Here is a 20,790-nt window from a genome sequence, read left to right as displayed (position 1 = left end):
AGTATGCATTCAACACAGATGCTTGCTGTATTATTCATCTTAGTGCTGACCATGGGTTCAGCCTATGCACAGGGGGTTAGTTCAAGCATACTGATTTTTAGCAGCAGTATGTTGTTGCTTACGATACTGACCATTTATGTCATACTCAAAATTCGAAATTCACTGCAACATCATCTCGATAAACCCGCGAAATAGCGGGTTTTTTATATGCTGTTCGATTGCACTTTGGTGCATCACAGGTTTTAATCATTCACAATCAAATCTTTATAATCGGCCAGAAGGGAAGCAGCCATGAAAGCGGTATTTCTAGATTATCAGTCTCTAGATAAACAGGACTTAGATTTTAGCGGACTAGACGCACAGTTTGATGAATTGACACTCTATCCCGCAACAACGGCTGTAGAGGTTGCTCAGCGCATACAAGGGGCTGATGTGATTATCAGCAATAAAGTACACATCAATGCTGAGCACATGCAGCTCAATCCGCAATTAAAACTGATCTTAATTTCTGCCACAGGCACCAATAACGTTGACCTTGTACACGCACAGCAACAAGGCATCGTGGTGTGTAATTGCCAAGCTTATGGCACCGCTGCGGTCGCACAGCATACCTTGATGTTAATGTTGAACTTGGCGACATCATTTCGACAGTATGATCGGGCGGTTCAACAGGGAAATTGGCAAAAAGCGGATCAGTTCTGCTTACTGGATTTTCCAATTATTGAGTTGGCTGGTAAGACTTTGGGGATTGTCGGCTATGGCGAATTGGGGCAAGCCGTGGCACATTTGGCTAAAGCTTTTGGCATGAAAATTATGATTGGTGCACTACCGAATCGACCTATGGTGGCTGAGCGAGTGGCCTTTTCTGAGATGCTAGCGCAGGTCGATTTTCTGAGTTTGCATTGCCCTTTAACTGATGAAACTCGTGATTTACTCAATCATGAAAGCTTGGCTCAAATGAAAGCATCGGCCTTTGTGATCAATTGCGCACGAGGTGGTGTTGTCAATGAATCGGCATTAGCTGAGGCATTAAAATCAGGAACGATCGCAGGCGCAGCAACCGATGTCTTGACGGTTGAGCCACCAAAGCAGGGCAATGTGCTGCTCGACCCAAGTATTCCAAATTTAATTATTACCCCACATAGTGCATGGGGAAGCGTCGATGCGCGACAACGCATTGTGCAGCAATTGGTGGAAAATGTAGAAGCCTTTAAAGCGGGGATGGTCATTCGACAGGTCAATTAAAATCGAGTTTAAGGAACATTATTTTGAACAATGCTCCATATAAATAGGGATGTCTATGCTGGTCGATCTTGCCAATAAAAAAAGTTTAAGATTATTTTGCATGCTGATTCTCTTTACCACATGCATCTCTTGGGCATGGTACAGTTATGTATTAAATATCAGTGAAAGATATTTATTCCAGAACCCTGATTTTGAAGTTCATAAATTCATGCCGATCTTACAAGTTGTGTTGGTTTCGTTATTTTTTATTGTGCATTTCGTCTTGGCGCTTATTGATTTTTTAAATCGCTATTGGTACTGGGGGCTATGGCTGGTTGTAGTACCTATTATTGTGGGACAGGTCTATTTTTCTGTCTTTGGATTGGTTGCTCATATTGATCATTTATCAGTCTGGGTTGACTATCCATTTTGCCTGTTGATGCTTATTCAAATCTGTACAGCATCGTTTGTACGTAGGCGATATCTCAAACCTGCTCCTTAATGCTTAATTTAATAGCTAAATTTGAGTTGATGAAATTCACCTATTCGCTAGGTAGATCTTAGAGAATATGTAAAGGAAGCTTCTAGCAATTTTTCAAAAATTTAGCATTGAAATGATTTTTGATCCGCTCAAATTCAAGTTTAGTCTTGATACTGTTTGGCATCATGATTCGTAAATAACTTTTTTCGAGTTTAAAAGGCTCTTTGGTATTGGGTACAGGATTAAAGCCACCATTTGGATAAGTCAGATATGTTTCATAGGCACGTAAAATCTGACCTTTGTGAAAATAATAACTTGTTAGGCTTTGATAGGATTCACCAAAAACATAGAGGTTTATTTTGCATTGACCATCGAGTTGATACAGTGTCGCTTCATTGCCTTCAGTCGATTTGTATTCTTCGTCATCTAGCATCTCTAAGGTTTGTAATAATTTACCTTCGGCATCATGGTTATATTGGTGAGAATTGTACAATTGGGGAAAAATGGCCTGCAACTGTGGATAACTTTTTAACAATTGTGGAAAACGTTGTAAGCCAAGCACAGAGCCAACACAGAGCAGAATACCAAGCAAGATACCAAATAAAATTCGCATTTTTTTCTCATTAATTCATTGTTTTTATAGGCATAGGCCAAAGACCAAAAGCATTCAATTTTGGTTTTAAAAAAGCCCAACCAAAGTTGAGCTTTTAAATGTGCTGTTAAATTATAAATCAGTCACTGGATACGTCGTAGACGTCGAACTCGATGGATAGCTACTTTGTGGATATTGATTACTATTTTGCCCCGCATTGTTGCTTGGAGCCGTATTGATTGTATTGCCTGAAGACGGTTCACTCAACGACTGTTGGCTAATGGGCGCAGGTTGGCTGGTTTTGCCTGTGATATTTTCACGGGTTTGCTTCAATTTTTCATTGACGTTTTGAGTGGCTTGCTGTGCACCCTGATCAACCTGTTGTACTGTATTTTGAGTAGCAGTTTTCGTATTGTCCCAAGCTTGGTCAACCGAAGGCTTAATTTTAGAAATTCCACGTTCAGTCATTTCGCCAATATTTTTAGCAGCACCGACCACGCCTTCTTGGGCTTTATAGGCCCACACATGCAATAAATTTGGATTATCGCCATAAGGGCTCACAGGTTTTTTCGCTTGTTGCTCAGTACTTTGCGCTGCTGTGTTTTCTTGTGCCCAAAGCATGGGTGTCGTGAATATTAAGCTTAGGCATAACGTTGCTTTTAATGAAATTTTCACAGCTTCACCTCTGAATTTTATAGATTTTCTATCTGATGAACGGTTTTAACGCATTATAGGAAAAATTGCAGCGAAAAAAACCTGCCGTAGCAAAATCAATACAGCAAATGACAGCTTTGTACACGTTTGTATTTTGCCTAGGGTAAAAAAAAGGCCCACTGAAGGGTGAGCCTACTCTCTGGAGGAGAGGGTATGAAAGCCAGTTTATTTATTTGTGAGCACCTAAGCTGGCTTCATGTGAGCTATGGACTTCAGCTTGTGCGACAGGCGTTTGCAACTGTACATTGCTACTGCCACTCACATTAGCTTCTTGACCTTTTTGGAAATTCGCTTTGGTTTGTTGCCATTTTTCACTGGCAAATTGGCGACCTTCCTGAGCTTTTTCACCTAAATAGCTCTTGGTTTGATCAACTTTGTTGTCGACATTGCTTTTACGTTCATCAAGTTTTGCTTTGTCTTTTGCAGCTTTTTCATCGAGCTGTGCTTTGCGCTCATCAAGCTTAGCTTTATTTTGCTCAGCCTTGGCATCGATCTTGGCTTTCGCTGCATCTGACTTTTCATCTTTAGACTGTTTTAGGTCAGCCCATTTATTTTTTGCATCTTGCTTTTTGTCAGCACTGAATTCTTTGGTGTCTTGCCATTTTTCTTGGGTGAATGTTTTGGTCTTATCGACGCCTTTTTCAATTTTGTCACCGGCTGTATGCGCAGACTGATTAATGTCTTGTTTTAGATTTTGCAGTACAGACGGTTGCTGTGTTTCAACTTTCGCATTGGCTTCTACTGCGGTGTTCGCAAATAGTGGGGTGGTTGCGAATAATGCTGCGGTGATCAGTGTTGTTTTAAATAAAGGTTTCATCTTTGCATTTGTCCTCTTTTATTGAACGCTGCTGTTGCACTCAGCATTTGCGCTTTTGGAGCAGAGGACATCTTAAGAGTAAAAAAAAAGCAAAAAGTGGTTTTGTGCGATAAGTCACACAATGCGATAACAGCTCAGATACGCGGAAGTTTGAAATGTGGAAACTTAGTTAAGTTAACGTAGTATTGTAATTTTATGAAAATACAGTGGCTTATATGTGATTTGCGCGTTGCTGTGGTGTGGTTCTAGTTACGATTTTCATCATAAAAAATAATGGGTTTGAACGGATTATAGTTCAAGATTCAAGGAAAAATGAAACCATACCCCCATTTGGAGATATGGTTTTTATCATTTATTCACATTGTGTAAGTGCATCTTTTGCAAAATGACCGCGTAATGCAAGGAAGTTCTTTTGTACATCCGCAGCATTTAAATCAAAATTGTGTGCTGAACTTGTGCCGTCTTTAGCAAAGGTTGCTGTACCACCTGAAATCAGGGTTAAGCCTTTAAATGACCATTGTTCAACCGATTTTGCTTCTTCTAAATTGCCTGTAAATTCAATCACGCATTTATCTACAAATTTAGTCAGTTTTGCTTTGTTATCCGTGGTATCTGGGTAGACATCAATGTTTTGAACTTCTTGTAATACACCAGTTTCAAGTTGTGGAATCGTTGGTGCAGATGTACATGCAGAAAGTGTTAGACCCGCAAGACCAGTCAAAAGGAATGCTTTCAATTTCATAAGTTTCATTCTTGTTGAGTGTTGTTGTCTTTGAGTATAGGGAATTGGTGAATTATTGGCTATAGATTTAAGTCTTAAGCCTAAATTCAACTTCATTCACTTAATATTTAACGTTTATAGGCTGCACTTCCTGGACCAACGGCATTGATGCTGACTTGGCGTGATGGATGGGTGCTTTTTTGATAATACACTTTCGAATTTGGTCCATAAATATTGATTTTATTGACTGATTCTACATAGACCGTTGTATTTGGACCTGCAACCGTAATCATCGGGCAACTGCCTTTTAGAGTAATACGGCTATCTGGAGCAGGAATATTCACTGAGCGTCCTGCGCAATCATAACTTGCAACGGTATCAGGTGAAGAAATGATGATTTGAGAATGAGTCATTTCCGTTCCAGCATTTGCAGAAGAAATAGATAGGATCAATAATCCAAAGCTAAGTAATTTTTTATTCATCATAGGTATTTCATTTTATTCAGGTTGAGTTATTTTTAGCATGCCGAGATTTATTTGCTCAAGTCTTATTCAACTTTATTTAAAACGAGATATTGAGTGCAACAGCAGATCTTTTTCACATTGATGTATTAAGAAGTGATTTAGCTTGGTGATTGATCTCGTATTTCAAACCGTCTCATTGAATTATCAGGACGTTATTCTAAATAACCCATGAGGCCTTAGCTGGTTTATTTAGCGATTAAAGTTTTGGCAAAAAGAACAACAACACAAGGCCACCCAATACTCCACCGATAATGAGCCAATCTTTCTTACGCATATCTGCAACACGAATTACTGAAAAATACAGGCTGCTAAAAAATAGAAAAACGAAGACAAATAGCACGAGGGGATTATTGAATATAAATTTAGTACTGCCCAATAAAACGAAAATGGTTGTGCTCGACAACTAATACACCAAACTTAAAACAAATTTTGAAAGCGTTAAGTAACGCACAGTGCGGTCTAATCTTGGCAAAGTCACCGCAAGGATGACGATTCCAATAAATCCACCCAAAACAGAAATAATCAAAAAGAATAAAGCACCCATATCTGGCTTGTTTGGAATGTATGGATAAACCTTCCAAAGGTAAAAGCTGCATGCCATCAATACTGTATGTAAGATAAAAAGATAGAGATCTGGGCGGTAAGGATGATTGACTGTAATACTTTTCATATATTGTTCTTATCAAAAAATCCCGCTATTTCTAACAGGATTTTACCTAGATTTCAAACGGCATAAAAAAACCCGCTTTAAAGCGAGTTTTTAATTAATGCTTAAACTTAGTGCTGTAACACTGAAATATCAGCCACTTTCGTAAACAAGTCACGAAGCTGTGCAAGCATACGTAAACGGTTCGCTTTTAAGTCAGCATCATCTGCCATCACCATCACACCGTCAAAGAACGCATCGACTGGCGCACGAAGTGCAGCAAGTGCAGACAATGCAGCAGTGTAGTCCTTCGCAGCAAATAATGGCTCAACCACAGGTGTGATTTTCGCAAGTTCAGCGAACAATGCTTTTTCAGCATCTTCAACTAGATTTGCTTCAACGACATTTCCTTCAGGTGCAGCTTCTTTCGCAAGAATGTTTGCAACACGCTTGTTGGCAGCGGCAAGTGCAGCAGCTTCAGGGAGGTCACGGAAATGATTTACCGCATTTACACGTTTATCAAAATCAAGTGGCGATTTTGGAGAAAGTGCTTGAACCGCTTGAATCACATCTACAGCCACGCCTTGGTCTTCGTATTTAGCACGGTAACGACCTTCAAGGAATGCAACAGCATCCGCTAAAGTCTTATCGTGATCTTTCAATACATCGCCATAAGCAGCAAGTGCAAGTTTGATTAGATCTTCAATCGAAACATCTAAATCATTTTCAGTCACAAGACGCAAGATACCAATTGCAGAACGGCGCAGTGCAAACGGATCCTTCGAACCTGTCGGCGCTTGACCAATACCAAAAATACCTGTGAGCGTATCTAAACGGTCTGCAAGCGCGAGCGTTGTACCGGTCTTGGTTTTTGGTAAAACGTCACCAGCAAATTTAGGTAAGTATTGTTCACCTAAAGATTCAGCAACTTCATCATTTTCGCCTTCAATACGTGCGTAGTAAGTACCCGCAATACCTTGAAGCTCTGGGAACTCACCCACTAACTCAGAGGTTAAGTCACATTTAGCAAGAAGCGCAGCTTTTTCAGCATCTGCTGGGTTTGCCCCAGTGATTGCAGAAAGTGCAACAGCCAAAGTCGCTATACGTTCAGACTTGTTCCATAGTGTACCAAGCTCAGCTTGGAATACCATATTTGCAAGTTTCTCTTTACGAGATGCAAGTGGTTGCTTTTGGTCTTGTAAGAAGAAGAATTCAGCATCTGACAAACGCGGACGTACAACTTTTTCATTACCTTCAATAATTTGAGACGGATCTTTCGACTCAATGTTTGACACGGTAATGAAGTAAGGTTGAAGTTTATTGTCGCTATTCACTAAGCAGAAGTACTTTTGGTTGTCCTGCATCGTCGTGATGAGTGCTTCTTGAGGAACAGCAAGGAAACGTTCTTCGAAGCTTGCACGAAGAGCAACAGGCCATTCAACCAAAGCAGTTACTTCGTCACGAAGGTCGCTAGGGACAATCGCAATGGCATTCACTTCATCCGCCAAAGCTTTCACTTGTTGGTCGATGATCGCTTGGCGCTCTTCAAAGTTTGCAATCACTTTTGCAGTACGAAGGGCATCAAGATAAGCATCGGCATTTGCAAGTGTAATTGCTTCAGGAGCATGGAAACGGTGACCATAAGTCACGTTACCTGCTTGGTGATCCTGAATCGTTGCTTCAATCACATCACTGTCTTTCAACAACACAACCCATTTAACAGGACGTACAAATTCAGTACGGCTTGCAGCAGAACGCATGCGCTTTGCAATAGGTAGGTTATCTAAAGCGGCTTGTAAAATTTGTGGAAGTAAAACATCAAGGCTTTGACCTTTTACATCTTTTAAGTAGCACACTTTTTCAACTTTACCTGCTTGGAAAGTTGATACTTGATCAACTGTAATGCCTTGACCGCGCATAAAGCCTTCAAGTGCTTTAGTCGGTTTGCCTTCGGCATCAAACGCTGCTTGCTTCGCAGGGCCATCAAAACGTTTTTGAGTGTCAGCTTGCGCAGCATCGACATTCACAATTTTAAGCGCAAGGCGACGTGGTGCCGCATAAGCTTCGATTGAATCGAATGCTAGACCTGCGTCTTTTAAGCCTTTTACCGTTTCTGCATGAAGCGCATCACGTAATTTTTTTAAGCTTTTTGGTGGAAGTTCTTCGCAGCCTAATTCGAACAATACTGTATGTTTAGACATTATTTGCTCTCCTTAGATTCTACTTTTGCTTCCGCTTCAACTTGAGCTTTGAGTTGAGCAAGGACTTCGTCACGTAAAGCAGGTTCTGCCATCGGGAAGCCAAGCTTCGCACGCGCAGCGACATAGCTTTGTGCAATAGCACGCGCCAATGTACGGACACGTAAAATATAACGTTGACGTTCAGTTACTGAAATTGCGCCACGTGCATCAAGCAAGTTAAAGCTATGCGATGCTTTAATCACTTGCTCGTAAGCAGGAAGTGGAAGTTCCGCTTCCATTAAACGAGTCGCTTCCGCTTCATAGAAGTCGAAGAGTTCAAACATTTTTTCAACGTTGGCATATTCGAAGTTATAGGTTGATTGTTCAACTTCGTTTTGGTGGAACACGTCGCCATAGGTCACTGTACCAAACTGACCTTTAGTCCAAACCAAATCGTAAACAGAGTCTACACCTTGGAGGTACATCGCTAGACGTTCTAGACCGTAAGTGATTTCACCTGTCACAGGGTAGCACTCAACACCACCAACTTGTTGGAAGTAAGTGAACTGAGTTACTTCCATACCGTTTAACCAAACTTCCCAACCTAAGCCCCATGCGCCAAGTGTTGGAGATTCCCAGTTATCTTCCACGAAACGAATGTCGTGAACAAGGGTATCAATACCAATGGCTTTTAATGAATCTAAGTACAACTGTTGGATGTTGTCTGGGTTTGGTTTCAACACGACTTGGAACTGGTAGTAGTGTTGTAGGCGGTTTGGGTTCTCACCATAACGGCCATCTTTCGGACGGCGAGATGGCTGAACATAAGCAGCGTTCCAAGTTTCAGGGCCTAAGGCACGTAGGAAAGTTGCAGTGTGGAATGTACCCGCACCCATTTCCATATCGTAAGGTTGAAGAATTACACAGCCTTGTTCAGCCCAGTAGTTTTGTAAGGCAAGAATTAAGCCTTGGAAGGTATCAATATGCGATATGGCGCGACTCATGGTCATCCACTTAAAATTAGATAAAAATTGTGCTCAATTATAAGGATTTTGGGGGTGTGTGGCAAAGGTTTCGCGTGAACAAGTGGGCTTTTAATGCCAGATAGAATAAAGGCACTGCGGGTTTTAAATGAAGCTGAGTCTTTATTGGTGAAATATGGTGGCAATAAGACAACTTCATCAGTGATACTGTTGTTAACGATGATCATGCTATAAAAATACAATGAAATTTAGGAATAATAAAATTATTCAAAGACTTATGGGTTCGAAGTGGTTGCGTTGGTAAAAAGGAAGACAGCATTCGGGTTGTGACAAAATGTTGTTATTACAAAACCATTTAGGACTTAAATGTGATGCCTATTTTCTTCGTTTTCCTGTGGGTTCAATGATTCCACCACGTCAAGACTCTGTACAATATGGGCAGCATTTTAGGTTGAATATCGTGATTAAAAAATCGAAAGCAGGTGGTGAATTTATATGTGAGCGAAGCATCATTGATTTACCAAGAGTTAAATTATTTAGACCAGATTTGTATCGGCATGAAGTGACTGAGGTGCAAGGCAGCTCATGCTATGTATTAAGTATCGGATGCGTAATCGATTAAATTTGATAGATAAAATCAATATCTTTTAAGAAAATTCAGCCTGTAATTTTCAAAAAAATCCCAAATAACCAACAGGGTAATCGGTCTTTTATAACGTCTTTTGCAACTTAGGTGGCTTGGTACAGCATACGAAAATCGAATAAAAAATATCGCCGCTCAATGAACGTTTGCTATATGACTTTGGCGCGTCTATCGTTTAGAGATATTCTCAAAAAAAGAATCAAAATTCACCACTAAAAATTTAGTCGTAAAATAAAAAATGAGTCGTTTAGACTCATTTTTATCAAGGCTTTATGACTCAGATAAGCTTTTGGTTTTATTAATTACAATTTCAACCCGTCGATTTTTCTGACGACCTTCAGGATTGTCCTCACCATTAGATAGGGTATTCGGTTTAAGCGGCTGACTTTCTCCCATCCCGCTGATTTGATAATTTAAATCAATACCTTGGGCTTTAAAATAATCACGCACCGCTTCAGCCCGTTGTAACGACAGTTTTTGGTTGGCGGCATCTGAACCAATATTATCGGTATGGCCGACAATGGCAATAATGCCTTTACCTTTGCTTTTTAAGGTCTGGGCTGCTTGCTGCAACTCAGGTTCAGCTTCGGGTTTTAAATTGGCTTTGCCAAAATCAAACAGCACATCCGAACTTAAATTCACCTGAATATTAAATTCATTATGATTGGCACTTAAATCTGAACCGACAGCCGATAAATTACTGGCTTCTGCCTGAGGTTGACTTGGTTCAGATGACTTCGGCTGCTGTTCTGGCACAGTCTGAGAGTTGTCTATTTCCGTGACGTTCTGTTCAGTCTGAGTAGGCGGTGGATCAGTTTTGGAATCTACACATCCTGCAATCAATAAGCTCAAACTTGCGCTATACAGTAATGTTCTCATTAGCGTTCAACCGGTATGCCGTCAAAAGAACCTGCATTACCTAAATTGATGCTAATGGTCTTGGTGCTTTCAGGCGGCGCAGGGAATTTAAAGGTGAGTAAAATAGGTTCATAACTGGCTTTTTGGATAGCTTTATTTGTTGCATTTAAAGGTGCTGCCATCCAAATGCCAGCATCATCTTGCAGCAGTCCTACTTTTTTGGCTGTGTCATCATCAATATAATTGGTTTGTTCCAAATTGATGGATGTGCTCATAAATTCAGTGTTTCCATTTGGGGCAGGGTTAGGTTGAGCTATCACTTTTACGGTTAAAATTCTTCCAATCACCTTGACGCTTTGTAAACCTAAAGTGCCTTTACTCATGGGGATTTCAGCTAAAGTGGGTTGAGGCGCTGGTGCTTCAACTTGTGGTGCTGGTTCTCGAATAAGATCATCCCCATTTTTTGCAGTTTCAGCTGGGGCCATTTCTTGAGGTGTATTATCATTGGCTGGCGGATTGGCTTGTTGAGGTTCTTTGGAGCAGGCCGATAAACCCAAGCCAAGCATACAGAGGGCACACATTGCGAAGATATTTTTATTCATTCAGAACATCCTTTTTTCAAATATTTTTATAGGTCTTTTGACTATAGGGAATTTTAAACAGCTAGCCTGTCTAGGTTTTGTTGTAAAACGTTAATGAAATAAGAGAGATGAGCAGGTGATTGACTCGTGAGCATTATTCAGTTCTTTCGGCTTTAATTTGGATTAGATATTGTTCAGTAGAAAATTTTATAAGATAAAGGTATAAAATAAATACATCTTATAAGAGACTTCGTTTTATAATCGCCCATCTGTTCGAATAATCAATCAGGCATATCGTGTTTCACGCAAAATCAGCTTGGCTTAATACACTTAAACCCAACTTTAAAGTTTTACCATTAAAAGATCGCATCCTATGTGGGGTAGGTGCTTTGCTTGGCTTGAGTATATCTTCGCTGATTAGTTGGTTAGCGCTAGGTGACTTAAATGCATGGTATATCGCCCCGATGGGCGCATCGTCTGTGCTGCTCTTTGCTGTACCTGCTAGTCCTTTGGCACAGCCGTGGAATATGGTGGTCGGTAATAGTCTTGCGGCTTTGATTGGCGTGACTTGTGCGATGTATATTCCTAATTTAACCGAAGCTTTTAGTATCGCAGTTGCATTAGCGATTATCTTAATGATGACCACGGACTCATTGCATCCACCGAGTGGGGCAGTAGCGATTACCGCGGTATTGGGCGGCGAGGCTGTCCATGATTTAGGCTACGCCTTTCTTTTTTATCCAGTCCTTTTAAATTCGGTCCTCTTGATGGTGGTTGCTATTATTTATAACCGATTACTAGGTAAGCAGTATCCACAAAAATCACAAGTTAATACACGGACGACAGATCCAACACCGACACAAAAAGTGTCGATTCAACCTGCGGATATTCAGCAAGTCTTAGAACAGCAAAGTCAGTTACTCGATATCAGTGAATACGACCTACAAAAAATCATTTTAGAAGCACAGCAGTTAGCTAGTCGTCGTGGTCTAAGCCAGTTTCATTGTCGTGATCTCATGAGCCAGCAAGTGATTAGCTTGCGTGCAGAAGATGATATTCAGTCAGCGTTGGAAAAGTTTAAACAAGTCAATTTGATGAGTTTGCCTGTGGTGAGTGATTTGGATCGCTTGGTGGGAAATTTGGCTTTATATGATGTAGTGGAATGGTTTAAGCGTGCCGCAGACCCCAAAGCCAGTTGGGAAAATCACGTTTATCAAATTATGAATCCCAAAGTGGTGACCGTGCAGCCGGATCAGCCGATTGAAGACTTGGTGCCATATTTTGTGGAAAGATCTTTTAATTATATTCCAGTCGTTGAGCAAAAACGGTTGGTGGGAATGATTAGCCGTGCCGATATGATTGCCGCGTTATATCAACAGTTAAATCAGCAAACAAAATCTTAAGCCTTAAACTTTAGTTAAATTCATCAGACTTAAATATGGCTTTGCCAATATGTAGACAAAAAAAAGCTACGGAATCTTGGGGGAGAAACCGTAGCGACCAAACTGGGTCAAGGGATTTTAACGTCTGTCATCATTCACAGTACGAATCGGGTCTGAATAGCCATTGGTACGGAAAAAGTTATCTTGTGCTTTAGGCATGACTAACCATAAAACCAAGTACACCAAAATACCGGGAAAGGCTGCGCTTAAGCATGATACAAAGATAAAAATAATACGCAGTAAATTTGCGTTCCAACCAAAACGTTCAGCAATACCCCCCATCACACCAGCAATCATGTTAGAGTGGTTTGAGCGATATAAACCAACATTGGCCATTCAGGTCTCCTTAAAAAAATAGAATAAATTTGAATATTTCCAAATTCATATTATAGAAATGGTGACAAGCTTTACGATTTAAAGGGTGCAGAAAAAAAATTAAGTAAAGTTATGTAATTTGAAGAATTGGTTTGATTAGTTTGCCTTTAAAATAGCTTGAGTACTAATTAAATATCAACGATAACAATGAGATATGATTAACATATATTGCAAATATATGTATACAGCGTTGATTTTTTGATTACAATATTAAGTCAGCAAGAACTGAAAAAACCAATGAATGATTGGTCTTGGCACATTATATGAAAACATCGGCTTCACCTTTTTTGATGAAATTTGCATATCTTTCAGTGTTTGCAGGAGTGTTCAGCCTCTCTTTTATTGGTTGTAGTCCAACGCATCAACCCGCAGCGGATAAGGGTGAAAGTTCAGCATCAACTGTCGCATCGGAAGTTCAAGCGAAGCAAGATCATGGAAAAAAATTAACCCAAGTGGCAGGGCAGGCGACATTACCGAATGACGATGAAATAAAGTCAGCTCCTGTTCCTGAGCATGCCAAAATTTTTATTGGACGTTTTCATGCCAAAGTAAAATGCGATGACAGTTTTATTCCATGCCCAGAAGGCGATGCGGAGTTCATTCTTAACTTATTACCAGATGGCACGGTACACCGCAGTATTATTCAAATTGGTAAAGTGTTTGCTGAAAAAACCAATACGCCAGGCATTAATGTGAAATACCGTAAGGATACGTGGAGTGTCAATGAAGCACATACCGAGCTGGTGGTTCATCGAAAAGAAGGCGTGAATTTTTATTATCACGTGATTAATGAAAATAAAATCATTATGGATTTGGACAAAATTCGTCAAGGTGAAGTCGACCGAAATCAGGAATTATTTTCTAAAGGTTATCCTCAGCCTCAACATGCCTATACCTTGGTGAAAGACCCAAATTAAATGCTGCGGATAAAATAAATAAAATTATAAATTGAGTTTGAGCGTCGGCGTGAAATTCGTAGTTCTTGGTGGATCGAATGCTATTGGCTTATAAAAAATTGAATTATTAATACGACATAGTAAAGACTAAATAGAATTGGTGGGTTGTGTGGGGTTCGAACCCACGACCAATAGATTAAGAGTCTACTGCTCTACCAACTGAGCTAACAACCCTGAGAAAATTTTAAAATAACATTTTAAAATTTTAGCAAGATAAACGAAGCGCGTAATTTTGAGTACTAGGGAATATTTGTTATCTAAAATTTTTCAGGTCAAATACTTCATCTAGCAAGACAAGAATGATACTTCGCAACATCGCTATAGCAAAATTTCGAGAATGGCGAATCAAAACCAATAATGGTGATGGTTTGTCTTGGTCGGAACCTGCAGGTTTCTTTTTCTTCAACTGCCGAAAGAAAGAAGCCCTAAGAAAGAATGGTGGGTCGTCCGCGACTCGAACGCGGGACCAATAGATTAAAAGTCTACTGCTCTACCAACTGAGCTAACGACCCTTAGGGGGTATGCACAAGATTGTAATCTAAAACTGGCATTTTAGAAAGATGGTGGGTCGTCCGCGACTCGAACGCGGGACCAATAGATTAAAAGTCTACTGCTCTACCAACTGAGCTAACGACCCATCTTGTGGTATCGAAGGAAATGGTGGGTCGTCCGCGACTCGAACGCGGGACCAATAGATTAAAAGTCTACTGCTCTACCAACTGAGCTAACGACCCATTTCGCTTGATGGTGCGTATTGTAGCAAGATCTGCTTCAAGCGCAAGTAAAAAATCATAAACTTGCTTGTGTTTGATTATAAATACAACAATGTGGCTCATTTTGACGGGTGATTGTCGTCAAAATGAGCAAGTTTGATTTAGAAACGGTATTGATAGGCCTGAATATTATTATAAATTTCAGGGGTCAAGTCACAATAAGCACTCGCGTTCGGCAGTAAAACCAAGATTCGCTCATCCGTTTGCTGAGGATCAAAGGCTTGTTCTTTCAGCTTATTTTTTTGGTATTTAAACGTACCTGTGGTTTCGACTTTTTTCTGTACACGTAAAAATACCGGTACAGCATACGCTGGTAAGCATTTTTTAAATTGTAGAACCATTTCACTACAATCTTGTTCGTTGAGTTCGGCACCATCGGTGAGCGTGATGGCAGCCATACCTGCACGGCCATTGGTGTCTGGAATTTCTACGCCATAAACCACAGCTTCAGCAATTTTATCGTACTCACTCACCATGTTTTCAACTTCAGTGGTTGAGACGTTTTCACCTTTCCAGCGGAAGGTATCGCCTAGACGGTCGACAAATTGTGCATGTCGGAAGCCAATGTCACGGACCAAGTCGCCAGTGTTGAAGTATGAATCACCATGCTTGAACACATCTTTCATAATGACGGATTTGTTTTTTTCCGTGTCGGTATAGCCATCGAAAGGTGAGCGACGGGTAATTTTACCGATGAGTAAGCCGACTTCGCCTTTTTTCACTTTAATGCAGCGACCTTTAGCATCATGTACAGCTTCATTTTTTTCTTTATCAAACTGAATAATCGCATAAGGCGTTGGTGAAAAACCAACGGTATTGTCGAAGTTAAATACATTACTAAAGCCAACGTTGCCTTCACTTGAAGCATAGAGTTCAAGGACTTCTTCGACCCCAAAGCGTTCTTTAAACTTATCCCAAATATTTGGTCGCATGCCGTTACCAATCATTTTTTTCACACGATGGCCTTTTTCAAGGTCTGAATGTGGAGCATCCATCAAATAACGGCAAAGCTCGCCCACATAGCCAATGGCTGACGCATCAAATTTTTGTACATCTTTCCAAAACGATGAAGTTGAGAACTTGCGACGCAGGGCAAGGGTGGCGCTACCTGCAATCACCCCACACCAACAAACTACAGTGCCTGTAGCGTGATAGAGCGGCAAAGTTACGTACATCACATCATCTTTATTCAGATTAAGGACGTGACCATATGTTCCATAAGCCAAAGTCCAACGGCTGTTGGTGAAAATCACCGCTTTAGGTAAGCCTGTTGTCCCAGAAGTGTAGATATAAAATAGGCCGTCTTTGCCTTTTACACTTGCAGTGGTGGGTGTGTTGAATTTTGGAAATTTATCAATCGCTTCTGCAAGGTTTAAGAAGCCTTTAGGTGCTTGACCGGCATCAACACGAGTGGCTTGATCTGCAAACCAATGTAAACGATCTGTAGCCACACTGAGATCATTACGAATATCTTCTACGGCTTGACGGCATTCTTCGCCCACAATTACCGCAATTGGGTTCACTAAGTTGATGCTGTGTGTCAGGACTTTGCCAACTTGTGAGGTGTTGACCAAGGCACTGGTGACGCCAATTTTGGCTAAAGCCACGATAGTTGCCACGAGTTCAGATCGGTTTTCGATCATCACCGCAATCACATCACCTTTTTTTGCGCCGAGTGCTAGGTAATAGTGACCAATTTGATTGGCCCATTCATTGAGTTCGTTATAGGTGTATTTTTGCTCTTCAAAATATAGCGCATAGCCTTTGGGATTACGCTTTACGGCTTTTTCAAATGCAATCCCTAAGCCTGCGGAAGTATTTGGGGTACGTAAATAGGCTTGCTTTAGACCACTCAACAGGTTGGGTACTTTGCTAATGAACGCGGGAATTTTTGCTGCAACATCAGCAATCCCAATAAGGTCGTGTTGTGTAGTTTGGCTCATGTGAATCCTATTTATTTTTCGTAATCCGATACGGTCTATTTCTTTGCAATGAAATTTGCAGCAAATTCTACAATTGTCTTTTAATCGTTTCGATCTAGTGCAATCAACCTAATTTGACAAAAGTATCAAAAAAAAACCAGTCACCGAAATGACTGGATTTTTTTATTCACCTGCAAAATAGCAAATTACTGCTCAGTTGCGGTGTTTACTTTTTTCGGTGGACGACCGCGAGGACGACGAGGGCGTGCAGGTTTTTCACCTTCAGTGGCCGAGTTCTCGTCTACAGGAACCTCAACTTTCTTTTCCGCTTCAACGGCTTGAGCTTTTTCTTCTACTGGTTTAGCAGGAGCTTTAGACACTTCTTCCGTCTTTTCAGGCTGCGCACTCACATCCAGTTCAGCTTGAACGGGTGTCGGTACTTCAGCTTGAACGGGTTCAGGTGCTTCAGTTTGAATTGCAACGTCGGATACATTGGCTTCAACTGTAGCAGCTTTAGCTTCTGCAACTACAGGCGCCTCAATAGCAGTGTCTGCGACAGGCGTAGCTTCCACCTCAGCATGTGCTTTTGCTTGGTCTTGTTTCGCTTGTTCAGCGGCAAGTTTAGCAAGGCGACGACGCTCACGTGGGTCATTAGCAACACGTTTATCTGACACAGGCTTTGGTGGTGTCAAATCCAACATTGGCGCTGGTTCAGCTTCAGGTGCAGCTTTTGCAACTTGAACATCACGAGTGACAGGCTTTTTCTCTACAGCTGTTTCAGCTGCAGGTGCAGTCAAAGTTGCGGCATATTCTTCCGTGAATTTTTGCAATGCACGGTTGAATGTTGGAATTAAGCCAAATTGCTCAATCAGTACTGAGCAGTCTTCGCCGTATACATGCTTAATCAAGCTGCTTATAGTGTATTGACCTAGTGTCGGCACTTGAGATGGCGAAATTTTCGGAGCCTGTGCTTGTTGAGCACGAGCTTCACGCTGTTCACGGCGGCGCTGACGAGGGTCATTGCTTGCACGAGACGGTTTTTGCTGCGCATGCTGTGGTTTATGCGCTGCTTCTTTTGTTTCAGTCGCAGGTTTTTCCACTTTTTCTGCTTCAACGACAGCGGCTTTTGGGACTACTGGGGTTTCTACAGGTTTTTCAACTGCTGGGGCAGTATTTAGCGCTACGATTTCGCTTTGAGCTTGATCAACATTTACTACAAGTGCTGTTGGCATCACGTCTTGACGTGGTGCATTAACAACTTCAACTTTAGGTTGACGTTGATTGCGGTTTTCAGGTTGTTGCTCAGTTGCAACTTCCTGAGCAATCGCTTGCTCGTTCAATACGCTTTGATCGCGGTGGCGATTTGGGCGATTTGGACGTTGTTGGTTGTTGCGGTCACGACGTGGAACAGACTGCGGTTGCTCATTATTTTGAACATCTTGCTGTACTTGTTCGTTGTTGTGTTGACGGCGTGAGTTACGGCGGTTTTCACGTTGGTCTTGACGGTTGTCTTGGCGCGGTTCTTGACGTTCAGAGCGTTGCTCTTGGCGTTCGTTTTGACGTGCTTCGTTATTACGCTGTTCTTGACGGTCTTGACGTGAAGGTTGTAACACTTCTTCATGAACTTGATGCGATTGAGCTTCTTGTTCACGTGGTTCTTTATGCTTAGTACGCTTTTTGTTGTGACGTTTTTCTTCACGGTCAGCTTTTTCTGAATGGCTGTCACGTTCTTGTTTGTGCACAACAGAAGAAGGCGCAAGGTAAGCATTATTGTCTACGACAACAACAGGCACTGCCGATGCAGGGGTAATTTGACCAAACTGGCCACGGCTTGCAGCACCGCTATTTACCATTTGTTCAATTGCAGCAGCGGCATTGTTTGCAGTACGCGACTGGTCAACGGTTGCAGCTTGTTTTTGAACAAATAAGTTTTCTAACCATGCACATGGACTAGATGATGCTGCAGAAGCGGCAACTTGTGCAGGTGCTTGTTGAGCAGCAACGGGTTGTTGCTTATTCTTTTTGTGGCCTTTTTCTTGTTGTTGTACAGGTGCTTGTTGCTGAGCAGCAGCGGCCTGTTCTTCACCTAAATGCCATTCAGATGCTTCGTAACCCAATTCTTTTTCGCTAGAACGTGTCGCTTCAGTGCGTTCATAGCTTGTAGGTGCAAAACCTTCAGGGTTATACGAAATTTCGTAATGTGGTGTTTCTAGGTGAGGGTGTGGAAGTACAGTCACACGAACATTTGAAGTTTGTTCAAGATATACAAGGCTGTGACGCTTTTCATTCAATAAGAATGCAGCAATTTCAACAGGCACTTCAACTTGAACTTCACCATGACGTTCGCGTAGCGCAATTTCTTCCACTTTACGCATAATTGAAAGTGATAAAGAACGTAGGTCACGTACCATACCTGTGCCATGACAGCGTGGGCACACATAACCAGTGGCTTCTTCAAGCGATGGACGTAAGCGTTGACGGCTCATTTCCATCAAACCAAAGCGTGACAGTTGACCGAATTGGATACGTGCACGGTCACTTTGTGTTGCTTCACGAAGTTTAGCTTCAACCATACGTTGGTTACGGTCTTTGGTCATGTCGATGAAGTCGATCACAACCAAACCACCGATATCACGTAAACGTAATTGGCGAGCGATTTCTTCAGCAGCTTCAAGGTTGGTATTGAGCGCTGTATCTTCTACGTCGCTACCACGTGTTGATTTTGCAGAGTTAATATCAATTGAAACCAATGCTTCAGTTTGGTCAATCACAATTGAACCACCAGAAGGAAGTTTTACTTCACGTTCATAGGCAGTTTGGATTTGACTTTCGATACCAAAATGAGCGAATAACGGTTCATTTAAAGTATAGGTTTTTAATTTGTCGATTTGACGTGGCATCACTGCTTTAACAAAGTTATACGCTTCGTTATACGCTTGCTCAGAGTCAATCAGAATTTCAGCAACATCATCACGTAAATAGTCACGAATTGCACGTGTAACCACACCGGCTTCTTGGTGAACCAACATTGGTGATGGACCTGAACTTGATGTGCTTTGGATTTGTGCCCAAAGGTCAAGCAAGTGTTGCAGGTCAAGTTGGAGTTCTTCTTGAGAACGACCAATACCTGCAGTACGTACAATCACGCTCATGCCACGAGGGACATTTAAAGACGCCAACATTTCTTTCAATTCTTCACGAACTGAACCTGAAATTTGACGGCTAATACCGCCACCTTTCGGGTTGTTTGGCATTAAGACCAAATAACGACCAGCAAGTGAGATAAATGTGGAAAGGGCAGCACCTTTATTACCACGTTCTTCTTTTTCCACTTGAACTAAAAGCTCAGTGCCTTCAGTGATCAATTCGCGGATGTTTGAAGTTTGGCGAGGATCGGCTTTGTAATAAGAGTTAGCAATTTCGCGCATCGACAAGAAGCCTTGACGACCTGCACCGTATTCAACAAATACAGCTTCTAAAGACGGCTCTACGCGAGTCACATGACCTTTATAGATATTCGATTTTTTTTGTTCACGGGTACGATTCTCTAAGTCAAAATCGTAAAGACGCTGACCAGTGACAAGTGCAACGCGAATTTCTTCGGCATGTGTTGCATTAATCAACATACGTTTCATGGGTGTAACACCTAATAGTGATACACAGAAGAACATCGCCTGACTCGTAGCGAGCATCAGATAGCATGGATCAAGTTGCACAGATCGAAAAACATCATCTGTGCATGTGTACCGACCTTCTTTGGGTGGGCAACGATTTTTGATTCACGTATTGATGATGGCAATACGGCTTCAATCTTTTAAACGATTAAAGTCACCTGAACGCGTTTCACTGGCGGACAAACGGTGCATTGGATGTGAGTAACTTTCACTGTCACATTGCTCGAAGAGCATCCATTCATATCTGATAGAGCGTCTTGATACGGAATTATCATCGTACCTTTACAAACTGTGCAGATCCAATGCATCAAACGTTGTGGCCTGAACACGATTTCCAGGGAGCGACTGGTCTGATGTGTATCAGTTTACGTTTAAAAACCAACCTTGGTTGGCACATATTTTTTTGGGGCAAACTGTTTTATGTACCTACGGCACAATTAAACGCAACAGTTTGCAGTTTTGCCGATATAATAAGCCTTCGGCGTCGGCATAATTCTTTTGGGACCTTTCCGAGCTAAATGAGTAATTGCTTGAAAGTTCAATGACAGTAAATACTGAAATGAATCAACTTTTACTCAGTTACGGTGGTTTCCGTGCGCTGACTATATCAAACCTTGCATCATCTGCCTATGGGCTAAGCTTATGTTTCTTGCGAAAAGTATAGCTTAAATGATCAATTTTTAA

19 protein-coding genes, 4 tRNA genes and 1 pseudogene are annotated in these 20,790 nt (G+C 41.4%); 7 read left to right on the top strand and 17 right to left on the bottom strand.

From position 1 onward, the window contains the following. Positions 1-3 precede the first annotated feature (3 nt). The 3 genes from FTV11_RS02525 (at position 4) to FTV11_RS02515 (ending at position 1,726) form a co-directional block, all read left to right on the top strand. Positions 4-195 carry a hypothetical protein gene (locus tag FTV11_RS02525; RefSeq protein WP_078189765.1) on the top strand — a complete coding sequence of 64 codons (192 nt, stop codon included), beginning with the start codon at positions 4-6 and terminating at the stop codon, positions 193-195. 96 nt (positions 196-291) lie between these two features. Continuing rightward, positions 292-1,245: a 2-hydroxyacid dehydrogenase gene (locus FTV11_RS02520; RefSeq protein ID WP_180073325.1), complete on the top strand. Its 954-nt coding sequence runs from the start codon at positions 292-294 to the stop codon at positions 1,243-1,245. 100 nt (positions 1,246-1,345) lie between these two features. Then, positions 1,346-1,726, top strand: a complete 381-nt coding sequence (locus FTV11_RS02515) for a hypothetical protein (protein ID WP_180073324.1) — start codon at positions 1,346-1,348, stop codon at positions 1,724-1,726. A gap of 82 nt (positions 1,727-1,808) precedes the next feature. Here FTV11_RS02515 and FTV11_RS02510 read toward each other — a convergent pair whose 3' ends face one another. The 8 genes from FTV11_RS02510 to glyQ all read right to left on the bottom strand — a co-directional run bounded on the left by FTV11_RS02510 (position 1,809) and on the right by glyQ (position 8,903). Further along, positions 1,809-2,318, bottom strand: a complete 510-nt coding sequence (locus FTV11_RS02510; protein ID WP_180073323.1) for a hypothetical protein — start codon at positions 2,316-2,318, stop codon at positions 1,809-1,811. 111 nt (positions 2,319-2,429) lie between these two features. Beyond that, the gene (locus FTV11_RS02505) at positions 2,430-2,918 is read right to left on the bottom strand and encodes a hypothetical protein (protein WP_180010278.1); all 489 of its coding nucleotides are present in this window, start codon (positions 2,916-2,918) and stop codon (positions 2,430-2,432) included. Positions 2,919-3,180: 262 nt separating this feature from the next. Then, positions 3,181-3,828: a hypothetical protein gene (locus tag FTV11_RS02500; RefSeq protein ID WP_180026632.1), complete on the bottom strand. Its 648-nt coding sequence runs from the start codon at positions 3,826-3,828 to the stop codon at positions 3,181-3,183. 352 nt (positions 3,829-4,180) lie between these two features. Continuing rightward, a complete protein-coding gene (locus FTV11_RS02495) occupies positions 4,181-4,570 on the bottom strand; it encodes a hypothetical protein (protein ID WP_078189759.1) in 390 nt (129 codons plus the stop codon). 107 nt (positions 4,571-4,677) lie between these two features. Beyond that, complete coding sequence (locus FTV11_RS02490; protein ID WP_078192788.1) at positions 4,678-5,034, bottom strand: DUF3060 domain-containing protein; 357 nt, start codon at positions 5,032-5,034, stop codon at positions 4,678-4,680. A gap of 442 nt (positions 5,035-5,476) precedes the next feature. Further along, a complete protein-coding gene (locus FTV11_RS17030; protein WP_257223145.1) occupies positions 5,477-5,743 on the bottom strand; it encodes a hypothetical protein in 267 nt (88 codons plus the stop codon). A gap of 107 nt (positions 5,744-5,850) precedes the next feature. Beyond that, positions 5,851-7,920 carry a glycine--tRNA ligase subunit beta gene (glyS, locus tag FTV11_RS02480; RefSeq protein ID WP_180026631.1) on the bottom strand — a complete coding sequence of 690 codons (2,070 nt, stop codon included), beginning with the start codon at positions 7,918-7,920 and terminating at the stop codon, positions 5,851-5,853. Next, positions 7,920-8,903: a glycine--tRNA ligase subunit alpha gene (gene glyQ, locus FTV11_RS02475; RefSeq protein ID WP_067666981.1), complete on the bottom strand. Its 984-nt coding sequence runs from the start codon at positions 8,901-8,903 to the stop codon at positions 7,920-7,922. The genes glyS and glyQ overlap by 1 nt, the downstream gene beginning before the upstream one ends. Before the next feature lie 313 nt (positions 8,904-9,216). Here glyQ and FTV11_RS02470 point away from each other — a divergent pair, with 313 nt between their 5' ends. Then, positions 9,217-9,504 (top strand): 2OG-Fe(II) oxygenase, encoded by a 288-nt coding sequence (locus FTV11_RS02470; RefSeq protein ID WP_257223011.1) that lies wholly within the window; start codon positions 9,217-9,219, stop codon positions 9,502-9,504. Between the two features lie 291 nt (positions 9,505-9,795). Here FTV11_RS02470 and FTV11_RS02465 read toward each other — a convergent pair whose 3' ends face one another. After that, positions 9,796-10,404: an OmpA family protein gene (locus tag FTV11_RS02465; protein WP_180002927.1), complete on the bottom strand. Its 609-nt coding sequence runs from the start codon at positions 10,402-10,404 to the stop codon at positions 9,796-9,798. Further along, positions 10,404-10,985: a hypothetical protein gene (locus tag FTV11_RS02460; RefSeq protein WP_180002928.1), complete on the bottom strand. Its 582-nt coding sequence runs from the start codon at positions 10,983-10,985 to the stop codon at positions 10,404-10,406. The genes FTV11_RS02465 and FTV11_RS02460 overlap by 1 nt, the downstream gene beginning before the upstream one ends. Positions 10,986-11,260: 275 nt before the next feature. Here FTV11_RS02460 and FTV11_RS02455 point away from each other — a divergent pair, with 275 nt between their 5' ends. Continuing rightward, positions 11,261-12,367, top strand: coding sequence for an HPP family protein (locus FTV11_RS02455; protein WP_168377935.1), 1,107 nt, complete (start codon positions 11,261-11,263; stop codon positions 12,365-12,367). A gap of 117 nt (positions 12,368-12,484) precedes the next feature. Here the strand turns inward: FTV11_RS02455 and FTV11_RS02450 are convergent, their stop codons facing one another. Then, positions 12,485-12,742: a PspC domain-containing protein gene (locus FTV11_RS02450; RefSeq protein ID WP_180002930.1), complete on the bottom strand. Its 258-nt coding sequence runs from the start codon at positions 12,740-12,742 to the stop codon at positions 12,485-12,487. 302 nt (positions 12,743-13,044) lie between these two features. On the opposite strand from FTV11_RS02450, the gene FTV11_RS02445 reads away from it, so the two are divergent. After that, entirely contained in the window at positions 13,045-13,698 is a 654-nt protein-coding gene (locus FTV11_RS02445) for a hypothetical protein (protein WP_180007128.1), read from the top strand. A gap of 137 nt (positions 13,699-13,835) precedes the next feature. Here the strand turns inward: FTV11_RS02445 and FTV11_RS02440 are convergent. From FTV11_RS02440 to FTV11_RS02415, 6 genes are all read right to left on the bottom strand, one after another. Next, a tRNA-Lys gene (locus FTV11_RS02440) sits at positions 13,836-13,911 on the bottom strand. A 262-nt stretch (positions 13,912-14,173) separates the two neighbouring features. Next, a tRNA-Lys gene (locus FTV11_RS02435) sits at positions 14,174-14,249 on the bottom strand. A gap of 49 nt (positions 14,250-14,298) precedes the next feature. Further along, a tRNA-Lys gene (locus FTV11_RS02430) sits at positions 14,299-14,374 on the bottom strand. 21 nt (positions 14,375-14,395) lie between these two features. Next, positions 14,396-14,471: transfer RNA gene (locus FTV11_RS02425), tRNA-Lys, on the bottom strand. 140 nt (positions 14,472-14,611) lie between these two features. After that, on the bottom strand, positions 14,612-16,453 hold the full coding sequence (locus FTV11_RS02420) for a long-chain-acyl-CoA synthetase (protein ID WP_180007130.1): 1,842 nt from the start codon (positions 16,451-16,453) through the stop codon (positions 14,612-14,614). A 185-nt stretch (positions 16,454-16,638) separates the two neighbouring features. Beyond that, entirely contained in the window at positions 16,639-20,067 is a 3,429-nt protein-coding gene (locus FTV11_RS02415; protein ID WP_180026629.1) for an Rne/Rng family ribonuclease, read from the bottom strand. 394 nt (positions 20,068-20,461) lie between these two features. On the opposite strand from FTV11_RS02415, the pseudogene FTV11_RS17295 reads away from it, so the two are divergent. Then, positions 20,462-20,770 (top strand): annotated as a pseudogene (locus tag FTV11_RS17295) (hypothetical protein). Positions 20,771-20,790 lie beyond the last annotated feature (20 nt).

Source organism: Acinetobacter sp. YH12231 (assembly GCF_013417755.1).
Classification (GTDB): Bacteria; Pseudomonadota; Gammaproteobacteria; order Pseudomonadales; family Moraxellaceae; genus Acinetobacter; species Acinetobacter amyesii.
This window is presented reverse-complemented; position numbering and strand designations above follow the sequence as displayed.